This window comes from Nocardioides pollutisoli, from assembly GCF_040045055.1.
GTDB lineage: Bacteria > Actinomycetota > Actinomycetes > Propionibacteriales > Nocardioidaceae > Nocardioides > Nocardioides tweenelious.
The window spans coordinates 717325-732193 of record NZ_JBDZDU010000001.1 but is presented as its reverse complement, the minus strand read 5'-3'; the positions used below and the strand labels follow the sequence as shown (position 1 = coordinate 732193).

Annotated in this window: 14 protein-coding genes; 7 read left to right on the top strand and 7 right to left on the bottom strand. The window is 72.2% G+C overall.

Annotation, left to right across the window (positions count from 1 at the left end; all coding sequences use genetic code 11):
• Positions 1-40: 40 nt before the first annotated feature.
• On the top strand, positions 41-1231 hold the full coding sequence (locus ABLE68_RS03495; protein WP_348869812.1) for a site-specific DNA-methyltransferase: 1191 nt from the start codon (positions 41-43) through the stop codon (positions 1229-1231).
• Here the strand turns inward: ABLE68_RS03495 and ABLE68_RS03490 are convergent.
• Positions 1228-2094: a LysR family transcriptional regulator gene (locus ABLE68_RS03490; protein WP_348869811.1), complete on the bottom strand. Its 867-nt coding sequence runs from the start codon at positions 2092-2094 to the stop codon at positions 1228-1230. The genes ABLE68_RS03495 and ABLE68_RS03490 overlap by 4 nt on opposite strands.
• A gap of 84 nt (positions 2095-2178) precedes the next feature.
• Between ABLE68_RS03490 and ABLE68_RS03485 the strand changes: the two genes are divergently transcribed.
• Positions 2179-3060, top strand: coding sequence for an EamA family transporter (locus ABLE68_RS03485; RefSeq protein WP_348869810.1), 882 nt, complete (start codon positions 2179-2181; stop codon positions 3058-3060).
• Here ABLE68_RS03485 and ABLE68_RS03480 read toward each other — a convergent pair.
• Both ABLE68_RS03480 and ABLE68_RS03475 read right to left on the bottom strand, forming a co-directional pair.
• Positions 3009-4415 (bottom strand): WS/DGAT/MGAT family O-acyltransferase, encoded by a 1407-nt coding sequence (locus ABLE68_RS03480; RefSeq protein ID WP_348869809.1) that lies wholly within the window; start codon positions 4413-4415, stop codon positions 3009-3011. The genes ABLE68_RS03485 and ABLE68_RS03480 overlap by 52 nt on opposite strands.
• Positions 4416-4480: 65 nt before the next feature.
• Positions 4481-5989, bottom strand: a complete 1509-nt coding sequence (locus ABLE68_RS03475) for a serine/threonine protein kinase (RefSeq protein WP_348869808.1) — start codon at positions 5987-5989, stop codon at positions 4481-4483.
• 134 nt (positions 5990-6123) lie between these two features.
• Between ABLE68_RS03475 and ABLE68_RS03470 the strand changes: the two genes are divergently transcribed.
• The 4 genes from ABLE68_RS03470 (at position 6124) to ABLE68_RS03455 (ending at position 9449) form a co-directional block, all read left to right on the top strand.
• Complete coding sequence (locus ABLE68_RS03470) at positions 6124-6777, top strand: HNH endonuclease family protein (protein ID WP_348869807.1); 654 nt, start codon at positions 6124-6126, stop codon at positions 6775-6777.
• 129 nt (positions 6778-6906) lie between these two features.
• A complete protein-coding gene (locus tag ABLE68_RS03465; protein ID WP_348869806.1) occupies positions 6907-7224 on the top strand; it encodes a hypothetical protein in 318 nt (105 codons plus the stop codon).
• Positions 7225-7260: 36 nt separating this feature from the next.
• Positions 7261-8361, top strand: a complete 1101-nt coding sequence (locus tag ABLE68_RS03460) for an FUSC family protein (protein WP_348869805.1) — start codon at positions 7261-7263, stop codon at positions 8359-8361.
• On the top strand, positions 8358-9449 hold the full coding sequence (locus ABLE68_RS03455; RefSeq protein WP_348869804.1) for a DNA polymerase IV: 1092 nt from the start codon (positions 8358-8360) through the stop codon (positions 9447-9449). The genes ABLE68_RS03460 and ABLE68_RS03455 overlap by 4 nt, the downstream gene beginning before the upstream one ends.
• Here ABLE68_RS03455 and ABLE68_RS03450 read toward each other — a convergent pair.
• Positions 9421-10551, bottom strand: a complete 1131-nt coding sequence (locus ABLE68_RS03450) for a glutamate--cysteine ligase (RefSeq protein WP_348869803.1) — start codon at positions 10549-10551, stop codon at positions 9421-9423. The two genes, ABLE68_RS03455 and ABLE68_RS03450, sit on opposite strands and share 29 nt — an antisense overlap.
• 34 nt (positions 10552-10585) lie before the next feature.
• Entirely contained in the window at positions 10586-11119 is a 534-nt protein-coding gene (locus ABLE68_RS03445; RefSeq protein WP_348869801.1) for a DUF402 domain-containing protein, read from the bottom strand.
• A gap of 37 nt (positions 11120-11156) precedes the next feature.
• Here ABLE68_RS03445 and ABLE68_RS03440 point away from each other — a divergent pair, with 37 nt between their 5' ends.
• The gene (locus ABLE68_RS03440) at positions 11157-12521 is read left to right on the top strand and encodes a threonine/serine exporter family protein (protein WP_348869800.1); all 1365 of its coding nucleotides are present in this window, start codon (positions 11157-11159) and stop codon (positions 12519-12521) included.
• Positions 12522-12525: 4 nt separating this feature from the next.
• Here the strand turns inward: ABLE68_RS03440 and ABLE68_RS03435 are convergent, their stop codons facing one another.
• Both ABLE68_RS03435 and ABLE68_RS03430 read right to left on the bottom strand, forming a co-directional pair.
• Positions 12526-13368: an SDR family NAD(P)-dependent oxidoreductase gene (locus tag ABLE68_RS03435; protein ID WP_348869799.1), complete on the bottom strand. Its 843-nt coding sequence runs from the start codon at positions 13366-13368 to the stop codon at positions 12526-12528.
• The gene (locus ABLE68_RS03430) at positions 13365-14861 is read right to left on the bottom strand and encodes a flavin-containing monooxygenase (protein ID WP_348869798.1); all 1497 of its coding nucleotides are present in this window, start codon (positions 14859-14861) and stop codon (positions 13365-13367) included. The genes ABLE68_RS03435 and ABLE68_RS03430 overlap by 4 nt, the downstream gene beginning before the upstream one ends.
• Positions 14862-14869: the final 8 nt, after the last annotated feature.

Below are 14869 nucleotides of genomic sequence, written 5' to 3'. Positions count from 1 at the left end.
GTGACCGCCGAACGGCCATTCCCGCAACTACCCTCAGGCCGTGGGTCAGCCGTGGAACACCTTCGTCGAGGGCGACAACCTCGACGTGCTGCCCACGCTGGCCGCTCGTCTGGGTGGCCCGGTCGACCTGGTCTACATCGACCCGCCGTACAACACCGGCAACGACTTCGCCTACCACGACGACTTCCGGGAGAATGGCGACCGACGGCTGCGGCACCAGGCGTGGACGGCGATGATGCGACCGCGTCTCGAGGCGGCCCGCGACCAGCTGGCCGACCACGGCGCGATCTTCGTGAGCATCGACGACAACGAGGTCGCCCACCTGCGACTGCTGATGGACGAGGTGTACGGCGAGGAGAACCTGCTCGCCCAGGTGGTGGTCAACCTCAACCCCAAGGGCCGGCAGCTCGGCAAGGGGTTCGCGACCAGCCACGAGTACCTCCTCGTCTACGCCAAGGACGCGCGCGAGTGCGTCCTCGACGCGAGCAGCAGCGAGTCGGTCGACGCGCGCGACTTCCCGCTGGTGGCCGACGACGGCCGTCACTTCCGGCACCTGCCGCTGCGCAACACCAACAAGAAGTTCAACCCGGTCACCGCCCGCACCCTGCACTTCACGGTGTGGGGCGACCCCGACACCGGCCGGGTCAGCACCAGCCCCTTCGACGGTGCGGTGGAGATCGGTCCGGTCTTCGGCGACGGGACGCCGGCCGTGTGGCGGTGGAGCAGGCCGCTGATCGACCAGCGCCCCGACGACCTGGTGTGCCGCGTGGTCAAGGGCCGCACGGGCGAGCGCGTCGACGTCTTCCAGCGCGACTGGCTGCACACCGACACCCCGGGTGGGCGGCGCAAGAAGCTGCGGACCATCTGGCTCTCGGAGGAGATCGGCTCGACCGACACCGCGGTCGCCGAGCTCAAGGACCTGGTCGGCCACGTCTTCGAGTCGCCCAAGCCGACCGGTCTCGTCCGCCGGATCCTCGGCACCATGCCCGACGACGCGCTGGTGCTCGACTTCTTCGCCGGCAGCGGGACCACCGGCCACGCGGTCGCCCTGCAGAACGTCGCCGACGGCGGCACCCGCCGCTGCGTGAGCGTCAACTCCGCCGAGCCGACGCGGGTCGGCTCCAACGCCCACAACGCCGGGCTGCTCACGGTCGCCGACATCACCCGGTCGCGGCTGCAGGCGGTCGCGGACACGGTGGGCGGCGGCTACGAGGAGCTCGTCGCCCCCTAGGTGCCGCTCCGCAGCCGGTCGAGCACGACCCGCAGCGGTGGCCAGCGGTCCCGGCCGCGCCGGGTGACGGCGTACGCCCGCATGGTGACCCGCGGGTCGGTCAGCGGCAGCACGCGGATGCCGCGCCGGGAGGCGCGGCCGCGGGGCAGGAGCGCGATCCCGTGACCGGAGACGATCAGGTCGTCGACCAGCTCGAGTGCGTCGATGCGGTGGACGATCCGCGGCGTGAAGCCCGCCATCGACGCCAGGGTGCGGAGCACCTCCTCGTCGGCGGTGTTGCGCGAGTTCACGATCCAGTCGCGGTCGGCGAAGGTCGCGAACGGCGCCTGCTTCTCGCGGGCCGGCACCCCGAGGCCCCAGTCGACCGACCAGAGCTCGACCGCCTCGAGGTCGTTGCGCAGCGCCGCCGGCGCGAGGTTGTAGTCGTAGGTGAGCGCGAGGTCGATGTCGTCGCGGGCGATCAGGTCGAAGGCCTCCCGGGGCTCGAACTCGTGGATCATCACCTCGACGGCGGGGTGGCTGGCCTCGAGGTCGGCGACGACCGGCAGCAGCGAACGCCGGATCGCGGTCGCGAAGCCGGCCACCCGGATCGTGCCCGCGGGCTCGGCGTGCGGGTCGAGGTCGAGCCGGGCCGCGTCGAGCGCGGCCAGGATCGCCACGGCGTGCTCGGCGAGCCGGTGCCCTGCCGGGGTGAGCCGGACCCGTCTGCCGTCGGGCTCGACCAGGGGAGTGCCGGCCTCCCGGGCCAGGGCGGCGATCTGCTGCGACACCGTCGAGGTCGTCAGTCCGAGCTCGTCGGCGACCTCGCGCATCGACCCGAGGCGCGAGAGCTCGAGGAGGAGGCGGAGGCGGCGGACGTCCATGGCTTGATCGTTCAGGATCAGTGAACGATATGTCCAGCAAAGTCACGTGGACGCGAACGATGTGCGGCGTCTTCACTGGCTCCCATGAGGAACGAGTCCCGTGTCGGCGCCGGTATGGCGGTCGCCTCGATGCTGTGCGTGCAGCTGGGCCTGGCGGTGTCCGTCGGGCTGATCGACCGGATCGGGGCCGAGGGCGCTGCCTGGTTGCGGCTCTTCTGGGCCGGGGTCCTGATGCTGGTGATCGTGCGGCCGCGCCGCTCGGACTTCTCCCGCACCGCCCTGACGTACGGCGCCACGCTCGGTGTGGTGACAGCCGGCCTCACGATGCTCTTCATGGCCGCGGTCGAGCGGCTGCCGCTCGGGACGGCGAGCGCGCTGGAGTTCCTGGGCCCGCTCGGCGTGGCCGCGCTGCGCGGCGAGGGCGGCCGCAAGGTCTGGCCGGCGCTCGCCGGGATCGGCGTCCTGCTGCTCACCCAGCCGTGGAGCGGCGGGGCCGATCCGGTCGGCGTGGCCTTCGCGCTGGCTGCGGCGTGCTGCTGGGCGGCGTACATCCTCCTCACCCAGCGGGTCGGCGACGAGGTCGCCGGCATCGGCGGGCTCGCCATCTCGATGCCGGTCGCGGCCCTGACGGCCACGGTGGTCGCCGGCCCGAGCGTCATCGGCCGGCTCACCCCGGAGCTGCTGGTCGCCGGGATCGGGCTCGCGATCCTGCTGCCGGTGGTGCCGTTCAGCCTCGAGCTGCTCGCGTTGCGACGGCTGACGACGGCGGCGTTCGGCACGCTGATGGCGCTGGAGCCGGCGTTCGCGATGGTGATCGGACTGGTCGCGCTCGGCCAGGTGCCTGACGTGCTCGCGGTCGCAGGCATCGGCTTCGTCGTCACCGCGGGCATCGGCGCCGAGCGGAGCGGCGCCCGTCAGGCGACCCCGGCCGCCTTCTCCATGGCGGAGACCTCGCTGTCGAGGTGACTCAGCAGGCGCTGCAGGTGGGGGACCGTCCGGCGGCAGCCGGTCAGCCCGAAGCCGAGGTTGCCGTCGTAGGAGATGCACGTGATGTTGAGCGCCATGCCGTTGATCGGGATCGACAGCGGGTAGTGGCCGACCATCTTGGCGCCGTTCCAGTACTGCGTCTCCCGCGGTCCGGGCACGTTGCTGATGATCAGGTTGTACGGCGGGCGCACGATGCCCTGCATGCGCAGGATCGGCGCGAGGATCGCGGGCGCCTGACCGATCGCGCTCATCGCCATGATCTGCGCCGGGGTCATCGACGCCAGCGCCTCCTTGCCGTCGGTCATCGCCGCCGAGATGCTCAGCAGCCGGTCGAGCGGGTCGTCGAGGTCCGTGCCGAGTCGGCACATCACGGCGCCGACGGCGTTGCCGCCCTCGGTCGAGGCGAGGTGCGACTCCTTGGCCTTGAGACCGACCGGGACCATCGCCACCAGGGGCGCGTCGGGGAGGGCGTCGAGCTCGAGGAGGTAGCGGCGTACGGCGCCGCCGCACATCGCGAGCACCACGTCGTTGATGGTCGTGTCGGTGGCCGTACCGATCGCGCGGAGCCGCTCGATCGGCCAGTCCTGAGCGGCGAATCGCCGTGAGCCGGTGATCGACTGGTTGAAGATCGTGCGCGGTGCGAAGAGCGACACCGAGGAGGTCTCGTTGCGCACGCTCTTGGTCAGGGTCTTGATCAGGGCGCCGGGCATGCCGGCCGCCTCGGCGGTGATCCCGAGCGCGGAGCGGTAGGCCTGGGCCGGGAGGTCGGCCAGGCTGCCGCCGCTGGAGGGCGCGCGTTCCGGCCGGTCCCGGCGGGTGCGGGCGTCCCACGGCGGCGGCATGTCGCGCAGGTCGGGGTCGGGGGTGAGGGTGCTCTGCACGAGCCGCATCGCGGAGATCCCGTCGACGAGCGAGTGGTGCACCTTCGTGTAGAGCGCGACGCGCCCGTCACGCAGGCCCTCGATGACGTGCGCCTCCCACAGCGGCCGCTCCCACGCGAGGCGCGTGCTGTGCAGGCGGCTGCTCAGGTCGAGCAGCTCGCGGATCCGGCCCGGCTTCGGCAGCGCGCTGTGCCGGATGTGGTGGTCGATGTCGAACTGCTCGTCCTCGACCCAGACGAGCTGTCCGGCCGTGCCCAGCGACCGGTGCGGCCGCTTCAGGAAGAGGGGTGCGATCTCGTCGACGTCGCGCATCGACTCGTACATCTCGCGGCCGTAGTTGCGGCCCGCGCCCTCGGGCTTCTCGAAGAGCTGCAGACCGCCGACGTGCATCGGCATGCTGCGGTTCTCGGCCAGCAGGAAGCCGGTGCCGGTCGGGTCGATCGGAGAAACCACGCTGCGCCCTTCGTCGGGTGACCGGCGTGCCCGCGAGTGACGGTCGCCACAGTGCAGGGTACGGGTCAGTGCTTCTTCTTGGGTCCCTTCGGGTGCCCGTGCTTCTTCGGCTTCGGGCCCTTCCCCGGATGGTGCTTGGGCGCCTTCGGTGGCTTCGGTGCGTGATGGGCGATCGGCGCCCGCGGGGCGATCGCGGTCGCGACGGTGAGCGTGACCGGCGAGCCGATGCGGATCCGGCCGCCCGGGTCGACCCACACGACCGTTCCGGCCGCGGCCGCCGACGGGCGCTCCGCGCGGGTCGCGGTCAGGCCCAGACCGCGCAGGACGCGTACGCCGGCGGCGTACGTCGTGCCGAGCAGGTCGGCGCTGTCGAGCTCGACGAACCCCGTGGCCACGTGGAGCACGACGGTGTCGCCGTCGTACGGCCCGGGCCCGGGCGACTGGCGCACGACGGTCCCGCGCGCGTCGGTGCCGTCGACCGGGCGGCGGGTGACGGCGTACCCCGCGGCCTTGAGCTCGCGCACCGCTTGGGCGACCGGTTCGCCGCGGACACCCGGCACGGCTTCGGAGGAGGCCCCGGCCGGGGGCGTGGTGTCGTCGCTCGGGAGCAGGATCACGCCGAGGCCGATGGCGAGCGCGAGGGCTGCGGCCGCCGCGACGATCACCAGGCGGCGACGGCTCCGCCCGCTCTGGTCGCCGGCCGGCTTCGCAGGCGTGGGAGGCATCGGGGGCAGCACCACCGTGGGCTGCTTGTCGAGCGCGGCGACGCGTCGGACGACCTCGGCCGCGGTCGGTCGCTCGTCGGGCTCGGACGACAGCATCGACGCGACGAGCGCACGCATCGGCGACGGCACGTCGGGCCCGAGGGTCGGCGGCTCGTCGTGCAGACGCGCGAGCAGGGTCGCTGCCTGCGTCTCGCGGCGGAAGGGCGACACCGCACTCAGGCACTGGTGCGCGACGACCCCGAGGGCGTAGACGTCGGAGGCCGGCATGGCCCGCTGGCCGCGCACCTGCTCGGGGCTCAGGTAGTCGACCGACCCGATGATCTGACCGGTCTCGGTGAGGGGCTCGGCGGTGTCCGAGCGCGCCACCCCGAAGTCGACGAGCACGGCGCGCCCGGCGCCGGTCACGATGATGTTGGACGGCTTGAGGTCGCGGTGGACGATGCCGCCGGCGTGCGCCACCTCGAGGGCTGCGGCCACGTCGCGGAGCAGGGCCGCGACGGTGTCGGCGGGCAGCGCGCCGTTCTCGCGCAGCACCTCGGACAGCGGGGTGCCGTCGACGTACTGCATCACGACGTACGGCGTGGGCCCGGTCGGACCCGGCGCCTCCCCGTAGTCGAAGACCTGCACGATCCCGGGGTGCTGCAGCGCGCCCGCGAACCGGGCCTCGGCCTGCAGCCGCGCGCGGGTGACCTCGTCGACCTCGCGGCCGGGGTGGATGAGCTTCACCGCGACCGTGCGGTCCAGGCGGTCGTCGTGGGCGCGGAAGACGGTGCCCATGCCCCCGGAGCCGATCCGCTCCGTGAGCCGGTACCTCCCGTCCAGCAGGTCGCCGGCTGCGCTCGTCGTCACGGGTGGCTTGTACCCACCCCGGCGGATCGGAATCCGCCCGAGGTTCCCCTTCTGTTTCTCGCCGGCCCCTTGTCATCTGCCGGTGATCTGGGTGAGGGTCGACGGGACCGTCCGGCTCTGTCTCGGGAGTGCTCGTGGTTCGTCGTCCGCTGCTGGCCGTCCTCTACGTCGTCCTGCTCACCGCCGGGCTCGTCGCGATCCCGCCGGCCGCCCAGGCCGCGTCGTACTCCGCGCCGCTCAGCCGGGCCATCGCCGACCTGCCGACCGCCACGGAGTCGCGCACGGGCTACTCGCGCGACCTCTTCCACCACTGGATCGACGCCGACGGCGACGGGTGCGACACCCGCGACGAGGTGCTGATCAGCGAGGCGGAGGAGGCGCCGACGGTCGGGTCCTCCTGCTCGCTGACGGGCGGCCGGTGGTTCTCCTACTACGACGGCGTCTCGCAGACGTCGCCGTCCGCGCTCGACATCGACCACCTCGTGCCGCTGGCCGAGACCTGGGACTCGGGCGCCGGATCCTGGTCCAGCGCCACCCGCGAGGCCTACGCCAACGACCTCGGCGACTACCGCACGCTGGTCGGCGTCACCGCCGCCGAGAACCGGTCCAAGGGCGACCAGGACGTCGCCGAGTGGCTGCCGCCCCAGCAGCAGTGCCGCTACCTGCGCGAGTGGGTGGCCGTGAAGCACCGCTGGGGGCTGAGCGTCGACAGCGCCGAGAAGAGCGCGATGACCTCGCTGGCCGCCGGGTGCACGGACTCCACCATCACGGTCACGCTGGCCCGCTGACCGTCCACAGGTCGCCGTCCTGCACGGCTCTCCACAGCTCGTGGTCGCCGGACCTCTGATCGTCCGCGCCCGCTCCTAGCGTCGCTCCTGCGTCGGACCCGCCGGCGCACGAGCCTCTCGGGAGCACCCATGACGTGGAAGACCACCCTCGCCGCGATCGTCGCCGCACTCATCGTCTGCTGCGGTCTCGGCGCCGCAGCACTGGCCGCCATCGACGCGCCGCCCGGCGACACGATCGTCGAGGTCGAGGGCGACCAGGCCAACGGCTTCGGGATCTACCACTACGACGGCACCGAGGAGTTCCCGCCGACCGACTCCGAGGCGAGGGCGGAGTGCGGCGAGTACGACGCCCGCGCCGACCGCATCCGCTGCCGGGTCGAGGTCCGCACCTGGTACCGCGACCTCGGCGACCTCCAGCAGGCGCTCGACTGGGCCCATGCGCAGTGAGGTCGGCGTGGTGCCGCGCGTGGCAGGATCGCGGCCATGGAGCCGCGACCGCTCGACCGCATGTGGGTGCAGGGTCGCACCTCGATGCGATCGCGGATCAAGCGCCTGGAGTCCAAGAGCTGGCAGATCGGACAGTGTGCGATCGCCGCCGGCATCGCCTGGCTGGTCGCGGCCGATGTGCTCGGCCACCCGAGCCCGTTCTTCGCGCCGGTCGCGGCGGTCGTCGCGCTCGGCACGTCTTACGGCCAGCGGCTGCGCCGGGTCGCCGAGGTCACCATCGGGGTGGCGCTCGGGGTCTTCTTGGCGGACCTGCTCGTCGTCTGGCTGGGCTCCGGCTGGTGGCAGATCTCCCTGATCGTCGCGCTCGCGATGTCGGCGGCCTTCCTGCTCGACGGCGGTCAGCTGTTCGTCACGCAGGCGGCCGTGCAGTCGATCGTGGTCGCGGGGCTGGTGGCCGGCCCGAGCCAGGCATTCACCCGCTGGACCGACGCCGTGGTCGGCGGACTGGTCGCCCTGGTGGCGGCCACGGTCGTCCCGGCTGCGCCGCTGCGCCGACCGCGGGAGCAGGCCGCCGTCGTGATGCGCAAGATCGCGGGCCTGCTGCGGGCGGCGGGGGAGGTGATGGTCGACGGTGAGTCCGACCGCGCCCTCGACCTGCTGGCCGACGCGCGCTCGACCGACAACCTGATCCGCGAGCTGAAGGATGCCGCCGACGAGGGCATGTCGGTGGTCGAGTCGTCGCCGTTCCGGGTCCGGCACAAGGGTGACCTGCGCAAGATGGTCGAGCTCGTCGATCCGCTCGACCGGGCCCTGCGCAGCACCCGCGTCCTCGTCCGGCAGACGGCGGTGGCGGCCTACCACCGCCGTCCGGTGCCGGTTTCCTACGCGCGGCTCGCGCTCGACCTCGCCGACGCCGCGGACATCGCGGCCGAGGAGCTCGCCGCCGACCGGATGGCGCGGGCCGCGCGCTCCGCCCTGCTCGCCGTGGGCGACGCGAGCGGTCGGGTCGAGCGCACCGACGTGCTCGCCGCCGAGGCGATCCTCGCCCAGCTCCGGTCGGTGGTCGTCGACCTGCTGATGGTGACCGGGCTCGACCAGCTGGAGTCGACCGACGCGCTGCCGCCGCCCCCGCGATGACCACTCCGGCGCGCTGGGTGCTGCACGTCGACCTGGACCAGTTCATCGCCGCGGTCGAGGTGCTCCGGCGCCCGGAGCTGGCGGGGCTGCCCGTGGTGGTCGGTGGTCGGGGCGACCCGACCGAGCGGGGTGTCGTCTCCACGGCGTCGTACGAGGCCCGCGAGTTCGGCGTCGGGTCCGGCATGCCGCTGCGGGTGGCCGCCCGCAAGTGTCCCGAGGCGATCTTCCTGCCGGTCGACCGCGAGGCCTACGACGAGGCCTCCGAGGCGGTGATGACGACGTTGCGCGGCCTGGAGTGGGGCGGGGTCCGGGTCGTGGTGCAGGTCCTGGGCTGGGACGAGGCGTTCGTCGCCGCCGGAGACGGCCACGGCGACCTCGGCGACCCGCGGGAGTTCGCTCAGCACGTCCGGGCGGAGGTGCTGGCCGCGACCCGGTTGCACTGCTCGGTCGGGATCGGTGACAACAAGCTGCGCGCGAAGATCGCGACGGACTTCGGCAAGCCGCGCGGTGTCTGGCAGCTGACCGCCGACAACTGGACCGAGGTGATGGGGGAGCGACCGACGACCGCGCTGTGGGGCATCGGTGGCCGGACGGCTAAGAAGCTGACCGCCCTCGGCATCGACACGGTCGACCAGCTGGCCGCGTCGGACGTCCGGGTGCTGGCGGCCGAGCTCGGCCCGACGATGGGTCCGTGGTTCCACCGGCTCGGCAGGGGCGAGGACTCGAGCCCGGTCGACGCCTCACCGTGGGTGCCGCGCGCCCACGGGCGTGAGGAGACCTTCCAGGAGGACCTGGACGACCGCGACGAGATCGAGTCCGCGGTCCGGCGGATCACCGAGCGGGTGCTCGCGGACATCGACGCCGAGGGCCGGCCCGCCGCGCGGGTGGGCGTCAAGGTGCGGTTCAAGCCGTTCTTCACGGTCAGCCGCAGCCTGACCCTGCCGGAGCCGACGACCGACCTGGCGACCCTCGCCGACGCCGCGGTCTCGCTGCTCGACCGGATCGAGGACATCGACGCCGGGCGCCCGGTCCGGCTCCTCGGCGTCCGCCTCGAGATGGTCAGCCCAGACCCGCCCGGAGCTCCTTGACGACCGAGTCGACCACGGCGACCAGGTCGCCGCCGGTGGCCTCGGCCACCGCACGCTGACGCTGGTAGGACGCACCGCGCTGGGGGATCTCGGCGACCAGGGCCAGCTCGTCGACGCAGCCGAGCCGCTCGGCGACGGGCGCCAGGCGCTCGAGCAGGTCGGCCAGGTCGTCGGTGACCAGCCGCTCGTTGGACTCCGCGTCGACGATCACGATCGCGTCGAGGCCGTAGCGCGCGGAGCGCCACTTGTTCTCCTGGACGTGCCACGGCGGCAGCGTCGACAGCTTCTCCCCGGCTGCCAGACGGGTGTCGAGGTCGACGACGAGGCAGTGGGTCAGGGCGACCAGGGCCGCGAGGTCGGAGATGTCGGAGACCCCGTCGCAGATCCGGTTCTCGAGCGTCCCGAGGTTGGCAGCGGGGCGTACGTCCCACCGGATCTCGTTGAGCTCGTCGATGACGCCGGTGGTCATCTGGTCGCGGGCGAACGCCTCGTACTCCGGCCAGGTCTCGAACTGGAAGGGCAGCCCGGCGGTCGGCAGCTGCTGGAACATCAGGGCCCGGTTGGACGCGTAGCCGGTGTCGACCCCGGCCCAGATCGGCGACGACGCCGATAGTGCCTGCAGGTGCGGGTAGTAGTTGAGCAGCGCCGACAGCACGGGCATCACCCGGTCGCGCTCGGGCAGGCCGACGTGGACGTGCACGCCCCAGATCAGCATCTGCCGGCCCCACCACTGGGTGCGGTTGATCAGCTCCTCGTAGCGGTGGCCCTCGCTGAGCTGCTGCACGGTCCACGACGCGAACGGGTGGGTCCCACCGCCGTAGAGGTCCAGGTCGAGCGCGTCACCGGCCGGGATGACCGCCTCGAGGGTGTGGCGTACGTCGGTGATCGCCTCGTCGACCGTGTGGCAGATGCCGCTCACGACCTCGACGGTGTTGCGGAGCAGCTCCTTGTGCAGCTTGCTGGGGTCGGGCAGCCGGGGCTTGGCGCGCGCGAAGAGATGGGTCGCGTCGTTGCGCAGGTCGCGGGTGCGCCGGTCCACGAGGGCGAGCTCCCACTCGACGCCCAACGTCGGCTCGGGGGAGGCGTGGAAGTCGATGCGCACTGCCCAAGAGTTCCACACAGAAGCGTTCCACAGCTCAGGGTCCGGCGAGCTCCTTCACCCGGGTGAGCCACGACTCGGCCGCGCCGCCGAACGGCGCCGTGCCTGCCTCGACGTCGGCGAAGACCCGGGCGGAGGCGGCCAGCGCCTCCCGGACGACGTCGTCCGGGTAGCCGTAGCGCACCCGGTGGTCGGCGAACTCGTCCTCGTCGTCGACCCAGACCCGGCCGGTGTCGCCGCGGATCACGTCGAGGTCGAGGTCGACTGCGCGGAGCAGCCGGCCGTCCCAGGTCGCCGGGGTGGTGATGTCGACGTAGATCGCGCACCAGATCCCCGGCACGTGGAAGGTCGGCAGGCACCACGCGAGCTCCGGGGCCCGCGGGACCAGGGTCACCGCGTCGACCTCCGAGATGAAGCGGGCGCCGGGCCGGGCGTTGAGCGTCCCGGCCGGGGCGCCGACCCAGTCGCCGTGCTCGTCGCTGCCGAGGTAGGTCGCGTCGAGCTCCCAGTGGGGTTGATCACCCCACTTCGTCATCATCAGGCGTACGTCGTCACCGGGCGCAGGCGTCACATCGACTGTCTATCAGCCAGGTGCCACGATGGCGGCCATGTCCGACGCGCGCGAGCTCAACCTCACGCTCGACTTCTGCCTCCGGGTCGGAGAGCTGCTGCTCTCCTCGGGGGCGGGTGCGGCGGACGTGACCGCCTCGATGCAGTCGCTCGCCTGGCAGCTGGGGGTGCGGCACCCCGACGTCGACGTCACCTTCACCTCGCTGTCGATGAGCTTCCAGCCGGATCCCGAGGAGCCGGCGTTCGTGCTCATCCGCCAGGTCAAGCAGCGCGACATCGACTACGAGGACCTCACCCTGGTCGACCACCTCGTGCGCGACGTCCTTGGCGGCCACGTCGAGCTCAAGGAGGCCCGCACCCGGCTCGCCCGGATCGTCTCGTCGGGCCACACGACGCCCCGCTGGGCGGTGACCCTGGGCTGGGGCGCGATGTGCGCCGGCGTCGGGCTCCAGCTCGGCGGCGGTCCGGCGGTCGTCGCGATCGCCTTCGTCGCGGCCGTGGTGATCGACCGTCTCCAGCTGGTGATGGCGCGCCGCCGGCTCCCGTTCTTCTACCGGCAGGTCGCTGGTGGCGGTGTCGCGATGCTGATCGCGGTCGCGGTGGCGGCCCCCGGCTCCGGCCTCAACACGTCGCTGGTCGTCAGCGCCAACATCATCATGCTGCTCGCCGGGATCGGCTTCATGGGCGCGCTCCAGGACGCCCTCTCCGGCTTCTACGTCACCGCGGGCGCCCGGCTGACCGAGGCGCTGCTCGCGACCGCCGGCGTGATCGCCGGCGTCAGCGGTGGCCTCCAGGTCGGCGACTACCTCGGCGTCGGCATCGGTGACCTCGACGTCGGCGTGGCGGCCGACATCACCGGCGTCCCGGTCACGGCGATCGGCGCCGCGATCTGTGCGGCCTCCTTCGCCTTCGCCAGCTATGCCCCACGGCGCTCGCTGATCCCGATCGGGCTCGTCGCCGCGATCGCGATGGCGGTGTCCCAGTCGGGCAGCGTGGGTGGCTTCGGCCGCACCTGGCCGACGGCCACGGCGGCGTTCGTGGTCGGTCTGGTCAGCTTCACCGTCGCGGGCCGGCTGCGGATCCCGCCGCTGGTGGTCGTGGTCCCGGCCGTCGTGCCCATGCTGCCCGGTCTCTCGATCTACCGCGGGCTCACGCTGCTGACCCAGGGCGGCTACCAGACCTCGGAGGGCCTGCTCGCGCTCTTCACCGCGGCCTCGATCGCGCTGGCGCTCGCGTCCGGCGTGATCCTGGGGGAGTACGTCGCGCAGCCGCTCAAGCGTGAGGCGCACCGGCTCGAGAGCCGGCTGGCCGGACCGCGCCTCGTCGGACCGCTCCGGCCGCCGCGACGGACCCGCAAGGAGCCCCGCAACGAGCCCCGCAAGCAGCCCCGCACGAAGGACTGAACGGTCAGACGACCTGGGTGCCCTTCGGCAGGAGCTTCTTCGCCCGGTTGGCGACCACGTCCTGGTAGCGCGACCCGAGCAGCTTGGCCATCTGGTGCACGGCGTGCGCGTCGATGCCGACCAGCACGCGCGCCTTGTCGGTCTCGACGCCCCTGAGGATGATCTCGGCGGCCCGCTCCGGGCTCATCCGGGCCAGGCTCTTGTCGAAGAACTTCGCGCTCTCCTCGCCGTCCTCCTTGGCGGAGTAGCGGGCGTTGCGCGCGATCGCGGTCTTGATGCCGCCGGGGTGGACGACGGTGACGCCGACCGGGTGACCCGCGACGAGCATCTCCTCGCGCACCGCCTCGGACAGCCCGCGCACGGCGTACTTCGCGGCGTTGTACATGCTCTGCCCCGGCATCGAGACCAGCCCGAAGAGCGAGGACAGGTTGACCAGGTGCCCGTCGCCGGAGGCGATCAGGTGCGGCAGGAACTCCTTGGTGCCGTGCACGACGCCCCAGAAGTTGATGCCCATGATCCAGTCCATGTCGGCGTACTCGAGGTCCTCGAGGTTGCCGGCCAGCGCGACGCCCGCGTTGTTGATGACCAGGTTGACGCGGCCGAACTGCTCGACGACCGAGAGTGCGTACGTCGCGAACGCCTCGCGCTCCGCCACGTCGAGGTGGTCGGAGCGGACCTCGCGAGCACCGGCGCGCTTCACCAGCGCGACCGTCTCGGCGAGCCCCGCGTCGTTGACGTCGGAGAGCGCGAGCAGGGAGCCCCGGCGGGCCAGGTCGAGCGCCAACGCGCGACCGATGCCGGAGCCGGCTCCGGTGATCACGGCGACCTTGTCGTCGAACGTCTTCATGCGGAGATGTCCTCTCGGGTGGGGCGTACGTCGTAGGCGTCGGCGTCGAAGCTCGCGAGCTGGCGCCGGAAGGTGATCGTGGACTTGGGCCAGAGGGTGGTGTTGCGCCCGTGCTCGTCGAGGTACCAGCTCTGGCAGCCGCCGGTGGTCCACACGGTGCGCTTCATCCGCCGTTGCAGGTCGGCGTTCCAGGTGCGGGCGGCTGTCGTGCGCGGCTCGACGGCCGCCCAGCCGCGAGCGCGCATGGACCGGATCGCGTCGCGGACGTAGGCGACCTGCGACTCGATGATGAAGACCATGCTGGTGTGGCCCTGGCCGGTGTTGGGTCCGACCAGCATGAAGAGGTTGGGGAAGCCCGGGACGGTCGTCCCCTTGTAGGCCGCCATGCCGGTCTCGCGCCAGACGTCGGCGAGGGTGCGACCGTCGGTGCCGGTGATGTGCTCCGTCACGGGGAGCTCGGTCGTGTAGAAGCCGGTGGCCACGACGAGCACGTCCACGGGTCGCTCGACGCCGTCGCTGGTGACGACCGCGTTGCCGGTGACCTTCGCGATCGGGTCGGTCACGAGCTCCGTGTTGTCGGCCGCGAGCGCGGGGTAGTAGGTGTTGGAGCGCAGCACCCGCTTGCAGCCGAACTCGAAGTGCGGCGTCACCTTCGCGCGCAGGGCGGGGTCCTTGATGCCCTTGGCGATGTTGGCGAGCGCGGTCTTCTTGGCGGGGGCGGCGATCTTCGGCTCGATCGTGAACGCGGGCACGTAGCCCTCGTGGGCCCAGTAGATGCCGGTGCGGTAGAGCTTGCCGAGCCAGGGGAGTCGGCGCAGCGCCTGCCGCTCCAGCGGCTTGTAGACCCGGTCGTTGCGGGGGATCACCCACGGCGCGGTGCGCTGGTAGACGTCGAGGTGCCCGGCCACCCGCTGCATCTCGGGGACGATCTGGATGGCCGAGGCGCCGGTGCCGATCACGGCGACCCGCTTGCCGGTCAGGTCGACGGAGTGGTCCCACCGGGAGGAGTGGAAGAGATGGCCCTGGAAGGTCGCGATGCCCTCGATGTCGGGCAGCTTGGGCTCGGACAGCCCGCCGGCGCCGAGGATCAGGGTGCGGGCGACGACGGTGCGGGTGCCGGTCGGCCCGGTGATCTGCGCGGTCCAGCGACCGGTGGCCTCGTCCCACGACGCGTCGTCGAAGCCGGTGTCGAAGACGAAGCGGTCCAGCGTGCCCGAGCGCTTCGCGACACCGCGGATGTAGTCCTGGATCTCCGAGCCGGGGGAGTAGGAGCTGCTCCACTCCGGGTTGGGCGCGAAGGAGAAGGAGTAGAGCTGGCTCGGGACGTCGCACGCGGCGCCCGGGTAGGTGTTGTCGCGCCAGGTGCCGCCGACCTCGGAGCCCTTCTCGACGACCAGGAAGTCGCGCTCGCCGTCCTCCTGGAGCTTGATCGCGGCGCAGAGTCCCGCGAATCCTGCTCCCACGATGAGATGGTCGACGTGCTGTACATCCATGACCCGAC

What these genes read in the sequence shown, in the direction of transcription:
- ABLE68_RS03455 (WP_348869804.1), top strand. Translation starts at nt 8,358, where the DNA reads ATGACCACTCCGGCGCGCTGGGTGCTGCACGTCGACCTGGACCAGTTC.
- ABLE68_RS03460 (WP_348869805.1), top strand. Translation starts at nt 7,261, where the DNA reads ATGGAGCCGCGACCGCTCGACCGCATGTGGGTGCAGGGTCGCACCTCG.
- ABLE68_RS03485 (WP_348869810.1), top strand. Translation starts at nt 2,179, where the DNA reads ATGAGGAACGAGTCCCGTGTCGGCGCCGGTATGGCGGTCGCCTCGATG.
- ABLE68_RS03490 (WP_348869811.1), bottom strand. Translation starts at nt 2,094, where the DNA reads ATGGACGTCCGCCGCCTCCGCCTCCTCCTCGAGCTCTCGCGCCTCGGG.
- ABLE68_RS03430 (WP_348869798.1), bottom strand. Translation starts at nt 14,861, where the DNA reads ATGGATGTACAGCACGTCGACCATCTCATCGTGGGAGCAGGATTCGCG.
- ABLE68_RS03435 (WP_348869799.1), bottom strand. Translation starts at nt 13,368, where the DNA reads ATGAAGACGTTCGACGACAAGGTCGCCGTGATCACCGGAGCCGGCTCC.
- ABLE68_RS03465 (WP_348869806.1), top strand. Translation starts at nt 6,907, where the DNA reads ATGACGTGGAAGACCACCCTCGCCGCGATCGTCGCCGCACTCATCGTC.
- ABLE68_RS03440 (WP_348869800.1), top strand. Translation starts at nt 11,157, where the DNA reads ATGTCCGACGCGCGCGAGCTCAACCTCACGCTCGACTTCTGCCTCCGG.